The 23,636-nt window shown below is 32.3% G+C and carries 25 protein-coding genes; 20 read left to right on the top strand and 5 right to left on the bottom strand.

Annotated elements, in window-relative coordinates:
• The first annotated feature begins 64 nt into the window (after nucleotides 1-64).
• Nucleotides 65-1,114 (top strand): NAD(P)/FAD-dependent oxidoreductase, encoded by a 1,050-nt coding sequence (locus ACRDEC_RS03620; protein WP_431496974.1) that lies wholly within the window; start codon nucleotides 65-67, stop codon nucleotides 1,112-1,114.
• A 142-nt stretch (nucleotides 1,115-1,256) separates the two neighbouring features.
• Here ACRDEC_RS03620 and ACRDEC_RS03615 read toward each other — a convergent pair whose 3' ends face one another.
• A complete protein-coding gene (locus tag ACRDEC_RS03615) occupies nucleotides 1,257-1,643 on the bottom strand; it encodes a DUF983 domain-containing protein (RefSeq protein ID WP_431496973.1) in 387 nt (128 codons plus the stop codon).
• 65 nt (nucleotides 1,644-1,708) lie between these two features.
• Here ACRDEC_RS03615 and ACRDEC_RS03610 point away from each other — a divergent pair, with 65 nt between their 5' ends.
• Nucleotides 1,709-3,619, top strand: a complete 1,911-nt coding sequence (locus ACRDEC_RS03610; RefSeq protein ID WP_431496972.1) for an ABC-F family ATP-binding cassette domain-containing protein — start codon at nucleotides 1,709-1,711, stop codon at nucleotides 3,617-3,619.
• On the opposite strand, the gene ACRDEC_RS03605 is transcribed toward ACRDEC_RS03610, so the two are convergent.
• From ACRDEC_RS03605 to ACRDEC_RS03595, 3 genes are read right to left on the bottom strand one after another with little or no spacing between them, the layout of a single operon-like run.
• Nucleotides 3,616-4,785: a GNAT family N-acetyltransferase gene (locus ACRDEC_RS03605; RefSeq protein ID WP_431496971.1), complete on the bottom strand. Its 1,170-nt coding sequence runs from the start codon at nucleotides 4,783-4,785 to the stop codon at nucleotides 3,616-3,618. The genes ACRDEC_RS03610 and ACRDEC_RS03605 overlap by 4 nt on opposite strands.
• Nucleotides 4,786-4,821: 36 nt before the next feature.
• Nucleotides 4,822-5,304 carry a DUF1761 domain-containing protein gene (locus ACRDEC_RS03600; protein WP_431496970.1) on the bottom strand — a complete coding sequence of 161 codons (483 nt, stop codon included), beginning with the start codon at nucleotides 5,302-5,304 and terminating at the stop codon, nucleotides 4,822-4,824.
• A 58-nt stretch (nucleotides 5,305-5,362) separates the two neighbouring features.
• Nucleotides 5,363-6,286, bottom strand: coding sequence for a hypothetical protein (locus ACRDEC_RS03595; protein ID WP_431496969.1), 924 nt, complete (start codon nucleotides 6,284-6,286; stop codon nucleotides 5,363-5,365).
• A gap of 336 nt (nucleotides 6,287-6,622) precedes the next feature.
• Here ACRDEC_RS03595 and ACRDEC_RS03590 point away from each other — a divergent pair, with 336 nt between their 5' ends.
• The 16 genes from ACRDEC_RS03590 to ACRDEC_RS03515 all read left to right on the top strand — a co-directional run bounded on the left by ACRDEC_RS03590 (nucleotide 6,623) and on the right by ACRDEC_RS03515 (nucleotide 20,461).
• Entirely contained in the window at nucleotides 6,623-6,880 is a 258-nt protein-coding gene (locus ACRDEC_RS03590; RefSeq protein WP_431496968.1) for a hypothetical protein, read from the top strand.
• 54 nt (nucleotides 6,881-6,934) lie between these two features.
• On the top strand, nucleotides 6,935-8,659 hold the full coding sequence (locus tag ACRDEC_RS03585; protein ID WP_431496967.1) for a tetratricopeptide repeat-containing sensor histidine kinase: 1,725 nt from the start codon (nucleotides 6,935-6,937) through the stop codon (nucleotides 8,657-8,659).
• A gap of 9 nt (nucleotides 8,660-8,668) precedes the next feature.
• Nucleotides 8,669-9,337 (top strand): response regulator, encoded by a 669-nt coding sequence (locus tag ACRDEC_RS03580; RefSeq protein ID WP_431496966.1) that lies wholly within the window; start codon nucleotides 8,669-8,671, stop codon nucleotides 9,335-9,337.
• Between the two features lie 142 nt (nucleotides 9,338-9,479).
• On the top strand, nucleotides 9,480-10,397 hold the full coding sequence (locus ACRDEC_RS03575; RefSeq protein WP_431496965.1) for a hypothetical protein: 918 nt from the start codon (nucleotides 9,480-9,482) through the stop codon (nucleotides 10,395-10,397).
• Nucleotides 10,398-10,428: 31 nt separating this feature from the next.
• Complete coding sequence (locus ACRDEC_RS03570) at nucleotides 10,429-10,767, top strand: YegP family protein (protein ID WP_431496964.1); 339 nt, start codon at nucleotides 10,429-10,431, stop codon at nucleotides 10,765-10,767.
• Nucleotides 10,768-10,772: 5 nt separating this feature from the next.
• Nucleotides 10,773-11,825 carry a type I restriction endonuclease gene (locus ACRDEC_RS03565; RefSeq protein ID WP_431496963.1) on the top strand — a complete coding sequence of 351 codons (1,053 nt, stop codon included), beginning with the start codon at nucleotides 10,773-10,775 and terminating at the stop codon, nucleotides 11,823-11,825.
• A gap of 131 nt (nucleotides 11,826-11,956) precedes the next feature.
• A complete protein-coding gene (locus ACRDEC_RS03560) occupies nucleotides 11,957-12,250 on the top strand; it encodes a DUF6804 family protein (protein ID WP_431496962.1) in 294 nt (97 codons plus the stop codon).
• Between the two features lie 19 nt (nucleotides 12,251-12,269).
• The gene (locus tag ACRDEC_RS03555; protein WP_431496961.1) at nucleotides 12,270-12,779 is read left to right on the top strand and encodes a hypothetical protein; all 510 of its coding nucleotides are present in this window, start codon (nucleotides 12,270-12,272) and stop codon (nucleotides 12,777-12,779) included.
• Nucleotides 12,780-12,817: 38 nt separating this feature from the next.
• Nucleotides 12,818-14,020 carry a DUF4407 domain-containing protein gene (locus tag ACRDEC_RS03550; RefSeq protein ID WP_431496960.1) on the top strand — a complete coding sequence of 401 codons (1,203 nt, stop codon included), beginning with the start codon at nucleotides 12,818-12,820 and terminating at the stop codon, nucleotides 14,018-14,020.
• Complete coding sequence (locus tag ACRDEC_RS03545; RefSeq protein WP_431496959.1) at nucleotides 14,004-15,557, top strand: DUF4407 domain-containing protein; 1,554 nt, start codon at nucleotides 14,004-14,006, stop codon at nucleotides 15,555-15,557. The genes ACRDEC_RS03550 and ACRDEC_RS03545 overlap by 17 nt, the downstream gene beginning before the upstream one ends.
• The gene (locus ACRDEC_RS03540; protein ID WP_431496958.1) at nucleotides 15,557-17,305 is read left to right on the top strand and encodes a hypothetical protein; all 1,749 of its coding nucleotides are present in this window, start codon (nucleotides 15,557-15,559) and stop codon (nucleotides 17,303-17,305) included. Before ACRDEC_RS03545 ends, ACRDEC_RS03540 begins: the two co-directional genes overlap by 1 nt.
• A 1-nt stretch (nucleotide 17,306) precedes the next feature.
• The gene (locus ACRDEC_RS03535; protein ID WP_431496957.1) at nucleotides 17,307-17,816 is read left to right on the top strand and encodes a hypothetical protein; all 510 of its coding nucleotides are present in this window, start codon (nucleotides 17,307-17,309) and stop codon (nucleotides 17,814-17,816) included.
• Between the two features lie 411 nt (nucleotides 17,817-18,227).
• Nucleotides 18,228-18,893 carry a potassium channel family protein gene (locus ACRDEC_RS03530; protein WP_431496956.1) on the top strand — a complete coding sequence of 222 codons (666 nt, stop codon included), beginning with the start codon at nucleotides 18,228-18,230 and terminating at the stop codon, nucleotides 18,891-18,893.
• A gap of 75 nt (nucleotides 18,894-18,968) precedes the next feature.
• The gene (locus ACRDEC_RS03525) at nucleotides 18,969-19,367 is read left to right on the top strand and encodes a hypothetical protein (protein WP_431496955.1); all 399 of its coding nucleotides are present in this window, start codon (nucleotides 18,969-18,971) and stop codon (nucleotides 19,365-19,367) included.
• Nucleotides 19,368-19,396: 29 nt separating this feature from the next.
• Nucleotides 19,397-19,609 carry a hypothetical protein gene (locus ACRDEC_RS03520; RefSeq protein ID WP_431496954.1) on the top strand — a complete coding sequence of 71 codons (213 nt, stop codon included), beginning with the start codon at nucleotides 19,397-19,399 and terminating at the stop codon, nucleotides 19,607-19,609.
• Between the two features lie 48 nt (nucleotides 19,610-19,657).
• The gene (locus tag ACRDEC_RS03515) at nucleotides 19,658-20,461 is read left to right on the top strand and encodes an endonuclease/exonuclease/phosphatase family protein (RefSeq protein WP_431496953.1); all 804 of its coding nucleotides are present in this window, start codon (nucleotides 19,658-19,660) and stop codon (nucleotides 20,459-20,461) included.
• A gap of 218 nt (nucleotides 20,462-20,679) precedes the next feature.
• On the opposite strand, the gene ACRDEC_RS03510 is transcribed toward ACRDEC_RS03515, so the two are convergent.
• Nucleotides 20,680-21,126, bottom strand: coding sequence for a KTSC domain-containing protein (locus ACRDEC_RS03510; protein WP_431496952.1), 447 nt, complete (start codon nucleotides 21,124-21,126; stop codon nucleotides 20,680-20,682).
• A 543-nt stretch (nucleotides 21,127-21,669) separates the two neighbouring features.
• Here ACRDEC_RS03510 and ACRDEC_RS03505 point away from each other — a divergent pair.
• Nucleotides 21,670-22,815 (top strand): helix-turn-helix domain-containing protein, encoded by a 1,146-nt coding sequence (locus ACRDEC_RS03505; protein ID WP_431496951.1) that lies wholly within the window; start codon nucleotides 21,670-21,672, stop codon nucleotides 22,813-22,815.
• A gap of 95 nt (nucleotides 22,816-22,910) precedes the next feature.
• Nucleotides 22,911-23,636 (top strand): hypothetical protein, encoded by a 726-nt coding sequence (locus ACRDEC_RS03500; protein WP_431496950.1) that lies wholly within the window; start codon nucleotides 22,911-22,913, stop codon nucleotides 23,634-23,636.

Raw genomic sequence — 23,636 nt, 5'->3', positions numbered from 1 at the left:
TCCAATTTTATAAAATACTCTCGTCTGTTAGGCGAGAGTTTTTTTATTTCTATATTTTTGCCTTATGATTGATTATTTAATTGTGGGTTCCGGAATTGCCGGGATTTGTTTTGCTGAGACGGCTTTGCAAAACGGGAAATCTTTTCTTGTTGTTGATGATTTTTCCAGTTCTTCTTCCAGAATTGCCGGAGGATTGTATAATCCGGTTATTTTAAAACGTTTTAGTCAGGTTTGGCAAGCTAAAGAGCAATTAGAGTATGGATTGCCATTTTATGCTGTTATTGAAGCGCGGATCAACGCAAAGTTTAATTTCAAAATTCCTATTTTTAGGAAATTTGCTTCTATTGAAGAGCAGAACAATTGGTTTCATGCGGCTGATAAACCTAATTTGGCACCATTTCTGTCTTCTAAAATTATCCATAGAGAATATCAGTCTATTAATTCTGAATTCGGATTTGGAGAAGTACTACAAACAGGATACGTTGATACGGCTGTTTTAATTAATTCGTATGTTCGGTTTTTGCAGGAGAATGATTGCTTTATCAATGAGACTTTTGATTATTCGGCAATTGAATTTAAAGAGAATTCTGTTCAATATAAAGAGGTTGAGGCCAGGCATATTGTTTTTGCCGAAGGTTTCGGATTGCATCAAAACCCGTTTTTTAACCAGTTGCCTTTAGATGGAACCAAAGGCGAATTACTGATCATTAAAGCACCCGATTTGAATCTGGATGTGGTTTTGAAATCCAATATTTTTATTCTGCCGATAGGAAATGACTTGTTTAAAGTTGGCGCAACCTACAATTGGGATGACAAAACGGATAGTCCAACGGAAGATGGAAAGCAAGAGTTAATAGGTAATTTAAAGGAAATTATCGAATGTGAGTTTGAAATTATTGAGCATTTTGCCGGAGTGCGGCCAACAGTTAAGGACAGAAGGCCTTTGGTAGGTACACATTTGGCGCATAGAAATTTGCATGTTCTTAATGGATTAGGGACGCGAGGAGTAATGCTCGGACCCGCTTTGGCGAAAGCCTTATTCGAGAATATTGAGAATGGAATACCATTAGATAATCAGATTGATACTAAGCGATTTGATAAAAAAGGAAAGTAGAGCCTTCTACAACTTAATATAACTTCCGGTAATGTTAAGGTGACTTTGGGAAGAGTGTTTATGGATTGTCTTATTGCTTTTTGGGATAATTTGGCACCAAAAAAGTCGTGTAAAGAAATATTTTTAAATAAGACTTCAGGAATTATTTATTTTCCTTCCAGTTCTTGTCGTAACTGATAAAAATATTGATCCAGATGTTTCGGGACAAACGCATGATGATTGGCATTAATAGAATCAGTGTAGCGGTAATTCCGATGAAAGCAGTTTTCATGCTCGTTTCGAACAAAGAATAGAAAATTACAAAGGCGGCTACCCCTAAAGCAACACCCAAACCATAACTTACATACATAGAGCCATAGAAAAAGGAAGGTTCTATATTATAACGCGTACCACAATGACTACAGGTTTCGTTCATCTTGATGGTAAATTCGGGATTATACATGTTTTTTTTGACATACATGCTTTCTTCCTGACATTTAGGACAACTTCCTGTTAAAATGCTATTTAGTTTCAATCCTTTTTTTAACATTTGCAAAAATTTTCAACAAAGGTACGCTATTGTGCTTTTTTATAATGGAATAATCAGAAGTAAATATGCTTAATATACATAATTTGTCGGTTTCGTTTGGAGGAACTTATTTGTTTGAAGAAGTCACTTTTAGAATGGGAGCTGGTGATAGAGTAGGACTTGTTGGAAAAAATGGCGCAGGAAAATCGACAATGCTGAAGATTTTGGCGAAAGATTTTGCCCCTGATTCAGGAAGTATTGCTACTGAGAAGGAAGTTCGTATTGGTTTTTTACGTCAGGATATTGATTTTGAACAAGGAAGAACTGTACTCGAAGAAGCTTATCAGGCATTTACAGATATAAAAGAAGTTGAGAAAAAGCTAGCGGAAATCAATCATCAATTGGTCACCCGTACTGATTATGAAAGCGAAGAGTACTCACAGATTATAGAAGACCTGTCCGATTATACCCATCGATTTGAATTATTAGGTGGTTATAATTATGTAGGGGATACAGAGAAAATTCTTTTGGGATTGGGTTTTAAAAGAGATGTTTTTAACAACCAGACAGAAACTTTTTCAGGTGGATGGCGTATGCGTATTGAATTAGCGAAATTATTGCTTCAGGCGAATGATATTCTGCTGCTGGATGAGCCAACGAATCACTTGGATATAGAAAGTATTATTTGGCTGGAAAGCTTTCTGCGTAACTATCCTGGAGTCGTGGTGATTGTTTCCCACGATAAAATGTTTTTGGATAACGTTACCAACAGAACCATCGAAATTTCATTAGGAAAAGCATACGATTTCAACAAACCCTATTCTCAATATTTAGAGCTTCGCCATGAAATTCGCGAAAAGCAATTGGCTACACAAAAAAACCAGGCTAAGAAAATTGAGGAAACAGAAAAGTTAATTGAGAAGTTTCGTGCCAAAGCATCCAAAGCTTCGATGGCGCAGTCTTTGATTAAAAAGCTGGATAAAGTAGAGCGAATAGAAGTTGATGAAGATGATAATTCGGTGATGAATATTTCATTTCCGGTTTCGAAAGTTCCAGGGAAAGTGGTTATTGAAGCAGAACATGTGACCAAAGCTTATGGTGATAAGACCATTTTGAAGGACATTTCACTTTTAGTGGAACGCGGAAGTAAAATTGCTTTTGTGGGTCAGAACGGACAAGGGAAATCGACTTTCATTAAAGCTATTGTGAATGAATTCGAATACCAAGGTTCTATCAAATTAGGGCATAATGTACAAGTAGGTTATTTTGCCCAAAATCAAGCTGAATACTTAGATGGTGAAATTACATTGCTTCAAACCATGGAAGACGCGGCAACAGATACAAACCGTTCTAAGGTGCGTGATATGCTTGGTTCTTTCCTGTTTAGAGGTGATGATGTAGAGAAGAAAGTAAAAGTTCTTTCCGGAGGAGAAAGAAACCGTTTGGCATTGTGTAAATTATTATTGCAGCCGATTAATGTTTTGGTGATGGATGAGCCTACAAACCACTTGGATATCAAATCTAAGAATGTGTTGAAAGCTGCGTTACAGAAATACGAAGGAACACTTTTGCTGGTTTCTCACGATAGGGATTTTCTTCAGAATATGTCGAATATTGTTTACGAATTCAAAGACCAGAAAATCAAGGAATACCTGGGAGATATTAATTATTTCTTAGAACAGCGCAATCTGGAGAATATGCGTGAAGTTGAAAAAAAGGATATTGCCAAAAAAGAAGCTCCAAAAGAAACAGCCAAAACTTCTTATGAAGATCAGAAGAAAAATAAGGGACTTCAAAATCGCTTAAGCAAGATTGAAAGTCAAATCCAACAATTGGAAAGAGACATTCAGGCAGATGATAAGGCTTTGGCTTCCAATTATGACAAACATGTTGAGGATGCTAACTTTTTTATCGCTTACAATAAGAAAAAATCAGAATTAGATAAGCTGTTGGAAGATTGGGAAGCAGTTCAGGAAGAAATAGAACAGTTAGGTTAATCTTTGAACGGATGTCTTTGCTGCCATTCTAATGTTGGCTCCAGTCTTTTGAAGATTCTGTTGATGTACTTATTAATGAAGGAATTACTGTGGTAAATAAAGCCTGACATCATAACGGGTTGGGCTCCTATAGAACTTTTGATTTCTAACGCTGTTCTTCCGAAAATAATCTTTTTAAACTGATTTTCTATGCCGTATTTTGTCATGTTGTAAAGCATATTCAAATACAGCATTTTCTCTTTTTGGATATGATTGTCATAGCCTAAAAAGTACGTTTCTAAAACGTTTCCGTTTATCAGAAGAGTATGGAAACCCACTAATTTTCCGTTTAAGAAATAACCACACAGCACAAATTGATCCTGCAATTGTTTTTTAAACATTGAGAAATGATTTTTGGACAGGAAGAAAGTATTAAAAGGAGCGTTTTTAGCAACATGATGGTACAAATCATAAATGCGTTCTTCGTTTGAAACAATTTCATCAAAACGCAATTCACGAACTTCAATTTCTTCGCATTTTTTCTGCGCCCGTTTGAATTGGTCCCGGTATTTTTTTGAGAATGAAGCTACATAGTCGTTGCTGGTTTTCCAATTCGGATCCAGCTCAAAAATCATATTGGGCTGTGTGTTGAACTCGTATACGTTTGAAAAATTATGTTTTTTAAGTTCAACGGCACAGTGCTGGTAAAAATCTTTAAACGAAACAATGTGAATGTTTGTTTTTTGTTTTCGGAAGTAAAGAGAAATGGCATCAGCACATTGTAATAATAATTCGCTGATGTGTTTGAAATCGATTTCTTTATTGAAAACATAGCCGTTTTGACCTGTAATCATATTGTTCCCGAGGAATAAAGCATGTGAGGCAAAATTTTTGAAAACAAAATTTCTGATTACTGTTTTCAGGCAGTTGTCTCTTTCTCCAAAAGATTCCAATCGGTTTAGATTTAAATACTGCGCAAGTGCCACCCCAATGAGTTCGGAATTTTCAAAAATACCGATGTAAAAACACTGCATGTTTACCGGTGCGGATTCTTCGAGCACTTTCAAATAAGAGGTTTGCAGAAAAGCATTGCTCACAGCAATCTTGTCCCAGTTTGCCGGAAGCTGGGAGATAGAAGTATAGATTTTAAAAGAGGCTGTTTCCAAGGCTAAAAAAAATCGCTCCACAAATGTAGAGCGATTGCTTTATAAATAAATGTTAAATTACTTCATTGCGCAAATGATTCCGCCCATAATGGTAAAACATACGATCCAGAAGCCTGAAGTTACCATAACGTATTTAAAACTTCTTCTTTCATATAATGCATTGGTACCGATAAGTGGAAAAACAAGGAATATACCAGTCAAGCATCCGTGTAAAGCACCGTGTTTGAAAGTCCTGAACGCATCTCCATAATCCGCCATGAAAGCAGCATAAGAAGGTTTTGCAGCGGTAGGATCACCACCAACCATTCCAAGTGCCCCAAATTGATGAATGGTCAGCATTTGCAGTAAAAACGAGATCAAGAAAGCATAAACTACTGAAAGTCCAAAAATCATAATCATATTGGCTCCTTTCATTTTTTCTTCGGTTGTCCCGGATTCTCTCATCCAGATTCCTCCGAAAACTTTTGGGTTATACCATATAAATCCAACAACAAGTGTTGATAACGCGGCAAGCAATAATGCTAAAAAGTTAATTTCCATAGTTTTTGTTTTTGAGTTTGTTACTCAAATATAGGAAAATTTTTAATGAGAAAGATTTTTACTTGTCGGATTTGCCTGATAAATGTGTTTTGATCATATAAGGAGTTATTTCTCTTAATGGTTTTCCTGTTATAGGATGAAATCCAGGGGCTGTAAAATATTCATATTCTCCTTCAGTAGACTTTCCCCGCCAAATGCAAGCTTTTCCATTTTTAAAATATTTGGTAGTATCGCAAGGTTCTATTTTTCTGAAGTCAGTTAACAGATGCTTATTTTCATCTGTAATAAAAGTTATATCGCCATTGCTTTCCTTTGCAGCTTCCTCTTTAGTTGCAGCCTCATAATGATTTTCTTTCCACAACATACAGTCTTTTTTCTCAATAAATGTTGTAATACCTAAAAAAACAAGAAAGGAAATGAGCAGTGAAGAAACAATTAATAGGAGTTTGTTTTTCGTTGTTTCCTTTTTATTATTATCATTCTTATCCTTGATTGCAATTTCAATAAGGGCAGATTCTATGAAGTTTTCAGGTATAATGTTTGATGCTTGATGCTTTGTTTTATTTTCTGTATTCTCTTCTTTTGTTATTTCAAGATCTAATTTCTCACTGCTATTTCCAAAATCTGCTTTTACATATTTAAGATAAGGTCTTTTTTCAAAATTGACTAGAATTGCCGCTAAATTCACCGCTTCAATATCAGCTAAATCAGTCTCACCTTTGAAAAAACTTCCTATTGGCCTGAACTTGTCAGTCTGCTCTTTTAATTTATTGGTGTTATTGGGATTAAATTCAAATCCAAAAAAAGAAGAGAAGCTTTTTAGATCATCTGAATTAGTATTGTTCTTGAAAATTTCTAAGCATAATTTTCTCAGGTTTGCTCGTGAAGGGTTGATTAAAAGACTGGAATGATTTCCAGTTTTTTCTATTTCATATTTGTCTTTTACTTCCTTCTTATAATCATGTAAGTAATCTTTAACCATAAGCTAATTGGATTTTTTAGGAATTTATCGGAATCTCAGGGATTAGTAGGAATCTCCGGAATTGCCTATCAATACAGCAGCAAAAAGGGGGCATCTTTGCTTCAGAATTAGTTCTTGTTCTATTCGCGATAAGAACAAATGTACAAAACTACTTCTAAACAAAAGTGCGGTTTTCCACATTGGGATTTTTATCCGGGAAGTATAGATATTCCTTTGTGTGACAGCCCACTTTCACTTCCCAAACAAACAAAACCATGTAACGGTTTGGTGCATTAGTATTATTCGGTCAAAGATCCGAACGGCCAGACCCTTGTTTAATTTTTAATCAATTAAGTTATGAAAAAGTTAGTTTTTATTGCAGCGTTTGCAATATCGGGCATAGTGTTGGTATCATGTGATACGGAGGCAGTAGATGGAAATTCAACGCCGCATTTTGATAAATTCACAAAACAGAAGGAAATTCATTCCGAAACCGGAAGAGCGACAGATAGTATTCTGACAGATACAATCACGGCAAATCTTGAGCTTGATCCACCACCGCCTCCTCCAGGGCCTGGAGATGATTTACCTCCAATAAAACCACCTAAACCGTAATAAAATTTTTACATTATACGGATTAAATTACTAATTTCGGGGAAAGTAACTTTTATGGTACGTTCCCCGTTTTTTGTTTTATTAATTTTCTTTTGCTTCATTTCATGTGTCGAAACTGCAAAAGAGAAGGCAAACCAGTCTCCAGAAACAGGTGGTTTTAAGACTGAAGCGAGAAGATTGTTAGGTTTAGGAGATTATTACTATGATACAGTTAAAAAATTTGACAGAGCTTACCATTATTATAGGCGTTCCAAAGGACTATACGAGTTGGAAAAAGACAGCGCAAACGTGGCATATAATTTACTTCAGATGGCCAGTTGTCAACAAACTTTTGGAGATTATGTGGAAAGTGAAGTAATACTTACTGAAGCGGAATCTTACATCATAACTATTAAAGACTTAGAGCTAAAATCACAATACACTACTTATTTAAATACTCTTTATGGTGTATCATTTAAAGAACTTTCTAATTACGATGATGCATTGCAGTTCTATAAGCAAGCAAGAAAAAAGACAAATGATCCTGTTGCTAAAATTGCGTTAGACAATAACATTGCAGCAGTATATATACAAAAAAACGAATATAGTACTGCAATAAAAATTTTGGAAAAGATCCTGAAATCAAAAGTTCTGGATACTTTAGAAAAAAGAAGAGCCTTATACTTAGATAATTTGGGGTTTGCTTATTCCAAGGCAAAAGAAGGAGCAAAAGGGTTGGATTTGATGAAGGAAGCATTGGTAATTAAAATCAAAGTAAAGGATTCGTACGGGATTATAGAAAGCTACCTGCATCTTTCGGAATATTACCAAGACAAAGATTTGAACAAGTCAAAAGATAATGCGCTTAAAGCTTACGAATGGGCAACAGACAAAAATAGTATTGATGAGCGATTGGAAGCTTTAGAATTTTTAATGGCTCATAATGATGGAAAAGGGAAAAACAAATATGCTATTCAATTTATACATTTAAATGACAGTATTAAAAAAATACGTGTAAAAGCTAAAAACCAGTTCGCAAAATTTAAATATGACACAAGGGAAATAAAAGAACAAAACCTAGTTTTAAAAGCACAAAAAGCAGAAGACAGTCTCCAATTTGAAAGACAAAAAAACCAAAAATACTTTTTTCTTTCTGCCTTTCTTCTTCTTATAGGAGCTATTGCCTATCTAATCAATTATTTTAAAAATAAAAACAGAGAAGCAGTTTATAAAACCGAAACCCGAATCTCAAAAAAACTCCATGACGAACTCGCCAATGATGTTTATCATACCATGACTTTTGCCGAAACACAGGATTTGGAAATTCCCGAAAAGAGAGAAGCATTAATTGACAATCTCGATAAGATTTATGCAAGGACCCGGAATATTTCTGCAGAAAATAGTGAAATAACAACCGGAGATAAATTTGAATCCAACTTGAAGGAAATGCTCTCCAGTTATAATAGTGATAAAGTCAAAGTAATCATTAAAGACAACAATGAAGTCAACTGGATTAAAGTGTCTTCGGAAAAAAAGATTGCCACATATAGGGTTTTACAGGAATTATTGGTCAATATGAAAAAACACAGCCAGTGCACTTTGGCAGTTGTAGGTTTTGAAGGCAGTGAAAATTCCATTAAAATAAATTATTCAGATAACGGAATTGGAGCAGATGATAAGTTGCTGTCAAAAAACGGATTACAGAATGTGGAAAACCGTATTCACAGCATAAAAGGAACTATTACTTTTGAATCGGAAACCAGTAAAGGGTTCAAAGTAAAAATTTCATTTCCCAAATAGTTTTTGAATATGTTTAAAAAAGTTTTAATTGCCGAAGACATAGATTTTAATGACATTGCGGTTGTGCATGTACTTCGGGAACTTGATGTTCCTGAGATAGAGTATGCAAAATATTGTGATGAAGCCTTATTGAAAATCAAAAAAGCCGCTTTAGATAAACGTCCATACGAATTACTGATTACTGATCTTTCTTTTAAACCGGATCATCGGGTAAACAAACTCAATTCAGGAGAAGAATTAATAGCAGCAGTAAAACAACTGTTTCCGGAAATGAAAGTCATTGCTTTTTCCATCGAAGATAAATCGTATCGAATCAAGTCTTTGTTCGATATATCCGGTGTTAATGGCTTTGTCATGAAAGACCGCAATAGTATTCCAGAGCTTAAAAAAGCAGTCCAATATGTGTACAATGATGGTGAAAAATACCTGTCGCAGGAACTTCAGTACATATTTCAGGATAAAACGATCAATGAAATAGACAATTACGATATCCAGCTCATCAAATATCTTTCCATAGGTGTGGCACAGGAAAATATGGAGGATACTTTCAAAGAAGCAGGCATTACACCTAATAGCAAAAGTACCATTGAAAAACGGATCAACAAACTAAAAATATATTTTGGTGCAAATAACACGGTACATCTTGTGTCCATTGCAAAGGACTTAGGAATCGTCTAGTTTTTCGACATGTAAATTCTGTCACATTTAGCTCCTTCGGGAGCTTTTTTTATGCCTTAAGAAAAATTGGAAGTCGCGTTACGGTTTTCCGTAAGGTATTGGTTTTTATTGGTTTTAAGTTTGGGGTATAAAAAAAATAATTATGGCAGTATTAGCAATTCCTAATCCAAAAAAGTCAACTCAAGTAGATTTTTCAATCGAAAGGGTCAAATTAAGTGTGTTGAATATTAGTTTAATCAATGATAAATATAAGTTCACGGCTTCCAATGAAATATTTAATCAGTACACTTATGAAGCTTTAGAGTTTTTAAGCTTAGGCGTATATATTGATATAAATCTGAATAGATTGGGTGAAAATAAAACTGAAATTTCAGTAGAAGTGAGGCGTAAATTAGGGACATTCAATCAATCTCATGAAGTCACAAAAGCTAACGAGCATTTGATGAAAATATTTGACTGTATAGCAAAATTAACTGCTAAAAGCCCAGATGAAATTGAGAATATGAAACCTATTAAAAATGAAAAACCAGTAAATAATTCAAACTCATTTTCAAAAAATAATAAAACTACTGATTCTTGGTATGAAAAGACTTGGCTTGTAGTATTGCTCTGTATACTCTTTTTTCCTGTTGGTCTTTATGCGCTTTGGAAAAACTCATCGATTGCTAAAGGTTTTAAAATAGGGGTTACAGTGATAATAGCTCTTATTTTAATTTCAAATATAAGAGAAAAAGACAGCAAAATTTCAAATCAGCCCGAAAAGCAAAGTGTAACAAAAGAATTGAATAGTAATCCTGTTTCTGGCAATGAAGAAGAAAGTCTAAATGCAGAAAAAGAGATTGTACTTGAAAAATTAAAAGTAAAAGCAAAAAGGGATTGGCCGGATGATTTTACAACTCAAGAATTTTGGATTAATCAACAAATAGAGGATTATGAGTATATGCTGTCTATCGAAAATAATTCAATAAAGTCAAAAGCACAGAAAAACTGGCCTCTTGATTTTACAACTCAGAAATTTTGGTACGGTGAACAGATTGAAGCTCAAGAAAGAATGAAATAGCAAAAATATTAATTAGATAAAAATAAAGATTATGGAATATCCAAAATTTGTAATAAAGAGAAGCAGCAACAATCAATTCTATTTTAATTTATGGTCATCTGATGAGGCCATTATTTTGAAAAGCGAAATGTATATTACAAAACAGAATTGTAAAAACGGAATTGAATCTGTAAAGACTAATGCTCCTGAGGACAAAAATTACGAAAAAAACACTTCTGAGAACTCAAAATATTATTTTACGCTGAAATCCTCTCAAAATGGGCAGGTAATAGGTGTCAGTAATTTGTATTCAACCGAATTAGACAGGGATGAAGGAATTGAAATGGTGAAAAAGGAAACTCCTAAATCGGATACAGAAGATTTAAGTTAAATGTTATGGAAATAAATACACAACTCAAAACCTTGGCAGATAAAATTACACTGCTAAAGGACAAAATTGAAACCGAAGAGTCTACAAAACATGCTTTTGTTTTACCTTTTATAAACATTCTAGGCTATGATACTTTCAATCCTACAGAAGTAGTTCCTGAATTTACAGCTGATATCGGGCTTAAAAAAGGAGAAAAAGTTGATTACGCCGTTTTTCAAGACGGAGTTCCAATTCTGATTGTCGAATGTAAAAATTGGAAAGAAAACCTGTCTGTACATAACTCTCAGTTATTTCGGTATTTCCACGTAAGTAAAACCCGGTTTGCTCTTTTAACAAACGGAATTATCTATCAGTTCTTTACTGATCTGGAAGAAAAAAATAAAATGGATAACAAGCCATTCTTAGAATTTGATGTGACAAATCTAAAGGAAAATGTGATTGTTGAAATTGCAAAGTTTCACAAATCCAGTTTCGATGTTACTAATATTGTCAATAACGCCAGTTCTTTAAAATACATTCAGGAAATAAGAAAACAGATTAATGATGAATTAACCAATCCATCAAATGAATTCGTGAAATTATTTGCAAATAAAGTATATGCCGGACGATTGACGGAAAAAGTCATGGAGGAATTTAAGGATTTAGTTTCAAAAGGATTCAGTCAGTTTGTTGGGGATAAAATAAATGATCGTCTTAACGCCGCTCTCAATAAAGAAGCTCAGAAACAACAGGAAGACCGTGTTGAAACCAAAGAAGATGAGAGTCGTGTGTATACTAGTGAAGAAGAACTTGAAGCCTATAGGATTGTTGTTGCCATTTTAAGGAGAAAATTACCAACCAACAGAATTGTTTACCGTGACACGCAATCTTATTTTGGAATTTTATTAGATGATAATAACAGAAAACCACTGTGTAGACTGCATCTTAATGGTGGTAAAAAATATATCGGGCTATTCAATGACAACAAAACAGAGAGCCGACAGGCAATTCAAACCATTGATGATATCTATTTGTTTGAAAAGGAGTTATTGGAAACGGTCGGGTTGTATGCGGAATGAAAATTAGGTATAAATACTTAAAAAAAATTAGGTGATAAAGCTTAGTTTTATATCTGGTTGATTTATAACGATTAAAGGTTTTGTAACTGGGAGAGATTGATGCATAACAGAGTTTTACTAATGTAAAAGCTATGAGAGAAATTTATACTATTTGTGCCATTTTACTGCTAATAGGAATAATTGATTTACCTATTAGGTATTATACTTTTTTGAGAATTGTAGTAACAATTGTAGCCGTAACAATCATCCTGAAGGAATCTCAAAATAAAAATAATTTCTGGATGCTTCTGTTTATTGCAATTGCAATAGTTTTTAATCCGCTTATTCCTGTTTATCTATATAATAAAGCAATTTGGATTCCCATTGATATTGTTACAGTTGCTTCGTTTTTAACGTATGGGTTTATAAATAAAAAAAATACTTAAAAATTTGTTTTCACACTATTTGTCATATTTATTAGAAGCGTTAAACTTTTTCAAAGTTTTGATAGCTAGATCCTTTGTGATTCTTTTCAGAAAAGAAAGAAAAATTGAGGTGTTTAAACTTGAATATACGACAGAGCATATTTTTGATAATAGTTATGTTATTATAAATTATAGTTTTAGAAATGCTATTTATTATCGTTTTGGAAGTCATATAACATTAGAAAAACATAGTAAGATTTTTAACCTTAAAAAATTTGAAAAAGAATTCGATTTTATAGTGTATGGCCTCTTTCAAAAAAGAAAATACAAATTAAAATTTGAACCACAATTAACACTAAACTCAAATAGCTTTAAAACTAACTTTTCAAATCTTAACTTAAAATTAAATCCACAACTTTTGCCAAAGCTGACCCACCCTGCTATTCAAGTGAATTTTGATAAACCAATAGTCAATATTTGCAAAGTTAAAGTACAAGATAAGCCAATGGCAATTTTTCACAAAACGTTTAATCAAAATGATTTTATATGACACGAGATTACTATGAATTACCAAAATCGGGAAACGTAATGCGTTTCCTTTGGAAATGTGCAGGTGGTGACCGCTATCTTTTAGAAAGAGCGACATATTCTGACCAGATAAAATATATGTGTTTAGGAGGAATTGTATTTGCTACAGGAGCCATGGCAGGTCTTGCCGGCGGATATGCTTTCTATACTATTTTTGAACCAAGAGGCTCTGCAATTGAAAACCCAGTTGATATCCAGACAGTCTTATTGGCACTTTTTTTTGGAATAATTTGGGGGTTAATGATTTTTAACATCGACAGATTTATTGTAACAAGTACAGGTAAAGGAGATGGGACAGAAGCAATAACCATTGGGGAATTAAAAAGCGCTTTACCAAGGATTTTAATGGGAGTAATTATAGCAATGACAATTTCTAAGCCAGTTGAAATAAGAATGTTTAAGACAGAAATTGATATTAAACTTCGTGAAAAACAATTGGAGCAGCAGGCAGAGTATCAGTCAAAAGTTGATAAAACTTATGCCGATAGAGAAAAATTACTTGAAAAAGAATTTGGTTCTATTGCCCAACAAAGAAATACCTTAAACGGAAGAATTAAAGCTGCTGAGCAAGCTTACACAGATAATTTAATGGGAAAAGCTGGCAAGATTGCGGCTGGAAATGGACCTTTATCAAAAGCCCTGAAGTCGCAATTAGATGATTTAACAAATCAGTTAGTTGCTTTTGACAAGCAAAATGGTGAGGATTTAAAGGAGTTGAATAAAAGAAAGGGAGAGTTAAGAATTGCAAAAGAAAGAGAAAGGAATAATAATGAAAAAATTGCGAATGGTTTGGATGGTTTACTTGAGAGAATCAAAATAGCTCACGAAGTTTCTGGTTTTTGGATCTCATTTTTTATCACATTACTCTTCATGGCTATTGAGTTGACTCCAATATTCTTCAAATTAATGCTAACCAAAACAACCTACGATTATTTAGCAGAAAATCGTGATGAATTAATGAAGGCAGAATATGGCATAGAAGTGCAATATGATAAATATAAGGATAAAGAAGGTATTGAAAGACACTTAACAATTAATCACGAGGCAGAAAGGATCATCTTTGAGAAGAAAATGTTAACTAACATACAAAAAGAACTTACCAAATATGCCGTGACAAAATATAAGGAGAGAGAAATGAAAAAAATAGATGATAATATAGATAGTTATATTAAACCTATAAATGCAGATGAACAAAACGGTTAATGAAATAAGACTTTTTCTTTTCACTTGTTCTGGAGAAGACAACTTCATTCTAAAAAGATGTAAAAAGCGAATTCAAATAAGATTTGCATTTATAGGTTTTTTTGTGGTTTTAATATTTGTTGGTTGTTTCTTTAGTGCTACGTGTTTTGCATATTCATTGTTTGAAGGAGCAAAATGGATTAGTGGCTCAATCGGTGTGTTTTGGGGAGCCATGGTGGTAAATATGTATTTATTGTTATTACATACAATCTCACCTGCTATAATCCCTTTAGCGTCAAAAAAGAAGAGAAGAAAAAATCCTGTAGCAAATGATAATGTTGAAAATTCCAGTTTTTTATCCTTGTCAATGTTCTCTAGATTAGGATTTATGATGCTTTTAGCAATTATTATTGCACAACCATTAAATGTGCTTTTATTATCATCAACAGTGCAAAATAGTATTGAGAAACATAAATTAAAGGAAAGAATAAAATTATATTCAATGACTAATAAATCATTGATAGATAATGAACTTCAATTTTATGATGATTTCAATAGGAAAGTAACAACTTATTCTACTTTTAATGAAAACAATAGTTTAAATAATCAACTTTCAGTAGTTAAAAATAAAATTAAAGGAGATAGCATATTTCTGTCAAAGACATCTTTAAAATTTAAAAATCTTAATAAGATTGATGAAAATTTATTTCTAAACCGAAATCAACAAGCAGAAAAAAAGAAACTATTAAATGATTTAGAAAATTTATTAAACAACGAATTGTTTTCTGATCAAAACTTTCTAGATAATTTGCTGGAGATCACAGTTTCGTCAAATGCAAAAAATGAATTTGATACTTTTAAAACCGATATTTCAAAGTTGATTCAAGACAAAATCAATAATTACAATGCTTTAAATAACTTGCTTGATAGAAGTAATTTCTATATCAAAACCATCCAATTACTGCTTATTGAAAATCCATTTTCATGGATAATAACAGTAATTATTAGTTTAATCTTTCTAGTGCCAATAGGCCTTAAATATTACGCGAGAAATATTTCTGCAAAAATGTTTTTAGAGAATAATAAGAATGCCCAATTGATTAAACTAAGGGAAGAACTTATAAATACTAAAGATTTCAATTGGTTGGAAAAAGAAATAAAATCTAAGAATATCAATGATATTAAAACTTCTGATTACTATTTCCAAAGGATGTTAATAGAACATAAAATCATATTAGAAGAATATGATGATACTAAAAAAAAGTTTTCAGAATTGTTAACTAATAACATTAAAAAATACAATCGGAACTCACAGGAAAGACTAAAAACAGTACTTGAAAAACTTAAAAAACTTAATTCCACAAAGTATAACGATTTTTTAATTCAAATATCTCAGGAATATAAAAATGATGTTATGGTGAAATATGAATATTGGCTAGACTGTCCTTTCAGGACTAAAAGAATGAATATGGCAGTAATTGTTGAAAACCAAGTAGGTCTTTTGGATTTTCTATATAATATACCGGAAGAAGAACCAGAGAACGAGAAACTGTCATAATGCTGGAAAAGATAGTAAATATTATTAAGGAAGAGCCTTTTTTGGGAGAGGATGGTTTGTCGTATGTCAAAGTGACAAAAGAAATTTTAACTCCAAGAAGAACGTATTTAAAGGGAACAATAAACGGAAAATACAGAGGAAATAAAATCCCAGATGATTACGATAAATTGGATTTATTCGATTTTGAAATATATGAGGCGGAAATCTTATGCGTTTCTATCGATGACTTTAGTAAAAATAGACCGTTTGTCTTTCCTAATGATTTCAAAAATATTAGCTCAGAAAAAAGAATGAAAGGGAAAGTATTTCCAAAAAGCAAGCTCCCGGAAATACTGCCAGTTATAATAACAGCCAATAAAAAAACATTCGGTATTAATGTTTTAGAACCTAAATTGTTTGAATTTGAGATGATTCGTAAGTATCATCAAACTGAAGGAGATGAAGTTTTTGGGATGTTTAATGCATTTGTTACTGGATATGTTGTTGATTTTGTAAGAGAAGAAATAAATGAGATTATTGGACCAATTAGTATAGAAACTACAACTATAAAAGAGCCTTACTCTGTAGATGATATTTGTATTCTCAGCAATGTTGAAACCGGTAAAACAGAAATTAAAGGAAATTATATCCGAAAAGAATTTAAATGCAAAAATCACAATGACAATATTTGGGGAAAGTGGGAGTATGTAGGCGTTGGAGTTACATCATCAGGAGTTGGGTGTCTAAATGAAATAATTGGAGTTTTTGGTGTTTTGTTGTTTTTGGGATTTCTAATATCAGTTTTGCCCGGATTTGTATACTTCATTGGTTTTTATATAATTATTTTGCTTTTAGGATTTCTTGCTCCATATTTAAAGTGGATAGTTAGAATTTTGGGAATAATCTTGTTGATTGCATTTTTTGGCTCTTTGATAAAATCGTTTACCCAAAGCACTAATAGGTATAATCCATCACCAGTTGTAGTAGATGCTCAAAGAGAGACAGAAGAGAGAAGACGACCAATTGTAGATAATAAAGATACAGATGAGACCGACAGTAATTCAAATAACGAAAAGGATTATTACATTACTAAATATAGAGTATGGAAAGATTATGATGGGAATAAATATGAAGGATATTATAAATTAAAACAGAGTGATGTAAATAAAGCTCATGTTTATAAAAGGAATTTATCTATTTCACAATCAAACGTAGATTCGTATGACAAAATAGTTTTCAGTCTGAAAGAAAATGATAGAGTTAAATTAGATGGATTATATCATCTATTTGATAGCATCCAAGTAAAAAACAAATTGTCTAAAAATAAGTTTGCTGAAATGATAGTTTCTTTCGTTCAAGATATTCCTTATGTATTAATATTAGAAGAAGACTGTAATCCAAGTTTATACAATGATGGTTTTACGAGGAAATATTTATCTAATCCGAATGCAAAATGTGACGGTTTTCAAAGATTTGGAATAAATACTCCGGTTGAATTTTTATACAGTTTAAAAGGCGATTGTGATACAAGAACATTGTTGCTTTATACAATTCTATCGCATTATAATTATGATGTTGCACTAATGAGTAGCGAATTTTATAGTCATTCAATACTTGGAGTAAACCTACCAATTGATGGATTGACTTTTCAATATGAAAATCAACAGTATGTTCTTTGGGAAACAACAATGCCAAATGTTAGGCCAGGAATAATTTCAAACGAAATATCAAATTTAAATAATTGGAGAATATCCTTAAAATCAAAATAATATGAACAAGCAAAGCTTATTTTTCACCTGTCTTGTAGCCGTAGTTGCTACTGCATTAATATTAATGCTACTGCAGTTTTTAATTAAAAAACAAAATATCAAATCTGAAGCTGGAGAAAAGATAAATACGTCTTTTGCGATTTGGTTTTCTTCAATTCTGATCACTTTTTATATGTTTTTGAAAGTGGCATTAGACCAAACTGAGAATGCAATAGAAATAATTATCTCTTCTAAAACCATTGACGATACTTTTATTCAAGTAATGCAAAGAATATCTGTTTATACAGGTTTTACATTCATTTTTACATTTTTGTCATATTATATAGCTCATAATCTTTTAAAACTGACAATGGGTGACCGTATTGACAGTCTTGAAATCGGAAAAGACAATAAAGGATATTTTATTATAAAAGGAGTAGTATTAATAACTTTAGTTTTTTCAATAATCAATATTTTCGAACACTTTTTACATTGGTTTGCACCTGTAGTTGATACTCCTTTTTATCATTAGCAATAAGAAGTATGATAACAAAAAATCAGAGATTTTAGGGATAGGGTTTTTTTGCTTGCTCAGAACAGTGGGAGGATGATTATTTAAAAAACTTGATAAAAAGAAAGTATCCAAAATTCTCAGAAGAACAAATTATCAATTCGATTAGAAGATGTTGTCAATTAAACCAAGCGCTGCACCCCAGAAAAGCATTCATAGAATGTGTATTGAAAAACTAGGCTTGATTTAACAAGCAGCATTTTTCTATTAGAGATAAATATCAAAATGTATAGTGATTACAAAAAGAAAAAGCAGTTATTTATAGATAGAAATGTAAAAAAAATTAGTATCACTCTTTAAAAAAGAAAATAGCACCATAATAAAGCTAAAACTTAAAGTTTTGGCTTTATCCTTTAAATATTTCACACAATTATGGATCAATTAAAAAACACAGAAGAAAAACTCACCTATTTTAATATATTGATATTAGTATTGTCAATCTATATTTTAAGTTCGTTTTTGGTCGATACTTTTTGTGTCTTACCTAAAGAAACTTCAAGATTATTAACTTTTATTGACAACGCCGTGTGTTTTGTCTTCTTAATAGATTTTATAATTCGTTTCAGGAAAGCAGAAAGCAAATTGGAATTTATGCGTTGGGGTTGGATTGATTTAATAGCTATAATTCCTGTTATAGATTATTTCAGAGCAGGGCGATTATTGCGATTAATAAGATTAATAAGGATCTTAAGGGCATTTCGTTCTGCTAAAAAAATTGCAAGTCATATTTTTAGAAATAAAGCAAAAGGGACTTTTGCCACAGTTTCCGTCATAGCAATAATGCTGCTTATTTTTTCTTCTATAGCTATTCTACAAGTTGAAAAGACACCGGATAGTAATATAAAAACAGCTGAAGATGCAGTTTGGTGGGCATATGTAACCATAACTACAGTAGGTTATGGGGATAAATTTCCGGTTACCACTGAAGGAAGGTTAATTGCAGTAATTCTAATGACTGGTGGAGTAGGACTTTTTGGAACCTTTACTGCTTATGCTGCATCCTGGTTTCTTTTGGAGTCGAAAGAGAATGTCAAGTAACCGTATTTTGCCCATTACGGTTTCCCACACCCAAATCCACCCAAACCCACCTACTTTTGATTAAAACAAACAGTTATGAAAAAAGTAGTACTCATCATTTCAATAGGATTACTGGCCTGCAAGCATAAAGAACCGCAGTCACAACCTAATTCTTTTTACAAGGAAGTAATCAAGTCCAACGATGTTAAAACCATCACGCAGGAAGAGGCTAAAACATACCACGAGGACAAAGAATACCAATACGAATACCGCACCGGAACTTCCGGACACTACGAATACAATTATGAAGTAAGCGGGCGCGACCAGAATGGCAACGAAGTGAAGGGAATGATTAATATCGAAGGAAAATATGGAGCAGGCATTATTATCAATAAAGATGGTGATTCTATCGAAATTAGTGCAGAATGGATTAAAAACGGGCAGTTAAAGGCAAAAGATAAAAAAGAAAATGAATACGAACTGACAGCCAATTAAAACGGTATGTTTATATAAATAAAATACATATGAGAAAAATACTCTTTTTGATATTGTTTTTTATAACAACGGCTTTCAGTACTTTAGAAACCAAAGTGTATGTCTGCACTGGAGGTGGAGCAAAAAAATACCATCTTAAAGAAAATTGTCGTGGTTTGAATGCCTGTAAACATGAAATTATCGAGACAACTAAAAAGCAGGCTCAGGATTTTGGACTCACACTTTGCGGCTGGGAAGATTGATGATTTTGTTTTTATACTACTATATTTGTCAAAACCCAAAGACTATAAATGCAAAGAGTATTTACTTTAATAGCGTTTTTTTTACTGACAGTACTTCAGGCTCAAATCAGTGTTTGTTCCTGGAATATAGAAAACCTGGGCAAATCAAAATCAGAAGAAAACATCCTCTTTATTGTCAATACAATCAAAAAATTTGACATCGTTGCTATTCAGGAAGTGGTAGCAGGTAGCGGAGGAGCACAAGCAGTTGCTCAAATAGCCGAAGAACTCAATCGTAAAGGAACTCAATGGGATTATACTATCAGTGATCCTACTTCGGGGAGTTCCTATAAGAGAGAGCGCTATGCTTTTTTGTGGAGAACAAATAAAGTAAAACTCAAAAAGGAAGCATGGCTGGAGCAAAAATACAATCAGGAAATCGACAGAGAACCTTATTTTGCTACTTTTGAACACAACGGAAAAGTATTTACCCTCGTTACTTTTCATGCTATCACACAAAGCAAACAGCCGGAAACGGAAATCAAATACTTTAAGTTTCTGCCCAACGAATATCCTACGTTAAATTTAGTCTTTGCAGGCGACTTTAATTGCCCACAGTCACACAGTGTTTTCAATCCGTTAAAGAAAATGGGGTATGATTCTGTATTTAAAAATCAAAAAACATCATTAAAAAGAGAATATAATAACGGAAATTGTCTTGCTTCTGAGTTTGATAATTTTTGGTACCATTCTGAAAGAGTCTCGATCAGTAATCCAAAAGCAATCCAATTCTACGAAGGTTTTGAAAATCTAAACGAGGCAAGGGAAATCTCAGATCATATTCCTATAACAGTTGAAATCACGTTAAAGTAACGGACTGCATTTATTATAGTTGAAGCACTTACGGTGATAGTTTTCCAATCAGCGTTTATAGTTTTCCAGCTTGCATTTATAGTTGAAGCACTTGCGGTGATAGTTTTCCAACCTGCGTTTATAGTAATAGCGTTTGCAGAAATAAAATATGTCATAACTGGCAATAAAAAAGCCCTTCTGTAAAGAAAGGCTTTTCATATAGTATAATAAGAAGTATATTAATCTTCAGCAGCTTCACCTGATTTTCTATAGATGAAGTTTCCGTAAATATGTCTTTTTGCGAATCGGTTTGGAGATTCTGCATTGACCATCTTAACATAAATGTTTTTTGGAACACCAATGTATTCGTATTCCATTCCGTTGAAATATTTTACAAACAAAGTCTGTTTTTCCAAATGGAAATCGTGAATGTTAGAATTGGTAATTGTATCCGTGTATTCAGGAAGGTTTTTTTCAACAGTTTCAGCAGCGATACTTACTAAAAAGTGGTAAGCACCAATAATTGATTTACTTTTTTCTTCAGCTGCCAATTTTCCAGCTTCATCATTTACAAATTTATCAGGATGAGAATCTTTCATGCTGTTTCTGTAAATAGTTTTCAATTCTTTTAAAGTAACATTTTTGTCAACTTCAAGCAATTTTCTGTATTCAATAACTCTTTTCATATTCTGTTTTTTATAAAAAAACGCTGTTTTTCAGTGTTTTATATATAGATTGTACTCTGTTTTTTTCCGGTGCAAATGTACACATATTTTAGGATTTCGCACTATTTTAATTGATTTTTAAGAAATACTCTTTTTAAAATCTTTCAAATACTTGTTTTTTTGTTCATTTAATAATGAAATATCAACCCTTCTTAGTGTGATTTATTCTAATAGGACAATTCTCGAACTATTTTCCAGACCATTTATTATTTTAAAATCTTTGGACTAAATGAAAACCAAATTTCGCGACTTTGGTGTGGTCTGTTTTATCAGCATTAAATAAAAGTTTTCCCAACCAACATTAACTTCAAAAATAAAACCACTTTTGGTAACCCATTTGCTTCCTAAATCTTGTCTTTTTATTTAGTTTTAATTGTACTTTCTTTAACAGTAAATGAAATGAATTAAGTATAGTTTCGTCAAAGAAATATAAGTAATACCCTTAAAATAATTTTATACTATAACTACTGTTATAGCAGTATATTTAAACAACCACTATATAGATTGATATTTACACTATTTTTTAACACGGCAATTTTTCAAGGAATAGTTCTTGGGGCAATTATTTTAAAATCACCACTATTTAAGAGCAATGCAAATAAATATTTAGCTTATGCAATATTTACGCTATCTCTTCTTATTGCCAATCTTGTTTTTGAAATAATAGATGTATACAATGGTATCCCTTTCCTACTTTTTCTTGATGATATTGAATGGGCATTTATCTTTCCGGTTTTCATCTTTATGTTTATTATTCATCAGGTAAATCATCCCATAAGACACTCGAAAAAAATTCGATGGTTATTTGTTCCTTTTCTTTATTCGGCCATTACAAATATTTTTTATGATTGTGATGATGTAGCGCATATTTTTAAAATCCCAAATGTTCTTAAAATTTTTATACAAACTTTAAAAGACTTTGATTTCTTTATTATTCTCCTATTTATACCTTTTATGGCTGTCTATACTTTCAGCTTTATTAAATTCTCAAAGGATAAACAAGAAAAAAAATGGATTACTTTTTTGTGGTCTTTGGTTTTTACATTATTACTTTCTTGGATTACTGCAATTCTAATAGCGTTGTTTTTTGAATATGATCTTTCCTTTTGTATGCGTATTCTGGCCTTATTTGCTGCATTTTTAATTCATTTTACAGCTTATTATGGTGTTTTTAAATTCAGATTGGCAGGTAATAAGAAAGGAATAGAAGAATTATTAAATAAAAGTGTTGCCTTTTTTTCTGAGGAATTGACTGAAAATGTAATTCTTAAAAAAGAAACCGAAACGACTAATTTGGATTTATTTACAAAAGAAAACCCTTATTTTAAAAAGCTGGAAATACTTTGTGAAGAACATCAAATTTATAAAGACAGTAATTTAAATAGAGAAAAAGTTGCAGAACAATTAGGGATAAGTGCAGGATATGTTTCGCAGTTAATCAATGTGATTACTGGAGATAATTTTGCCAATTTTATAAATAATTATCGTGTAGAAGCTGTTAAGAAAATGATTCTTGATTCGGACTTTGAAAATTACAGCCTTTTTGCAATAGGTTTAGAATCAGGTTTTACTTCAAAAACCACATTTCACACTGCCTTCAAAAAAGCAACAGGAATGACACCAAGCAGCTTCCGTACTACGAATAAATAGGTTCGGATTTCTCCAGTTTTAAGATATTCGGCCTTGCCATTTTTTAATTCATTTAGTTTTGCCCATGATAATCAACTTAATCATCTCAAATTTATATGAAATTAAAACGAATCCTGTTTACGACTGCGCTCTTTTCTGCGGTATCTGTTCAATCACAAACCACGCCCAAAAAAAAACAACTGGAATTTTCCGTAGGACATAATTTCGGTTATTTAAAAAATCTCGAATTTGCCCCAGTAGCAATGTATGAGTATGAAGGTCCTGTATATAAATTAAATTATACCCGAACAAGTAAAAAACAAAACCTATTTGAAGTTCAGCTAGACTATCTTGAAACCAAATTAAGAACAGATCTATCATCCAAGCTAAATAATGATTATTCTAAAATGGGAATGGGTTTTTCCTATCTCAAACAGCTTTATAACAAAAATGGATTTTCTGTGCATTTAGGATTGCAATCGCAAACTAATTTATCTATCTACACTAACGAGAATTCTACTTTTAATAATGGGGATTATTATACTTTACACCAGGAATTTGGGATCGCAGGCAGATTCGGTTATCAATTAGATGAAAAACAATATTTATCATCAAAACTGACGTTGCCTGTAACATTACTTAGATTTACCAACGCCGAAGCTAAATTTTATGCTTTAGATCACTATCAAAGTGCTGTATGGGATTTGGAATATGGCTATAAACTTTCCAATCATTTTGAGTTAAAAGCAACTTATAATTTCAATTACGCAAGACTTCAGGTGCCAAGTGCTTACAGAGAACTGCAACATCAAATAAATCTGGGTATTATCTATAAATTTTAA

It is taken from the genome of Flavobacterium sp. (assembly GCF_050696275.1).
Lineage (GTDB): Bacteria > Bacteroidota > Bacteroidia > Flavobacteriales > Flavobacteriaceae > Flavobacterium.
Note: the sequence above shows the minus strand (reverse complement) of the source record. Positions and strands in the feature narration are given on the sequence as shown.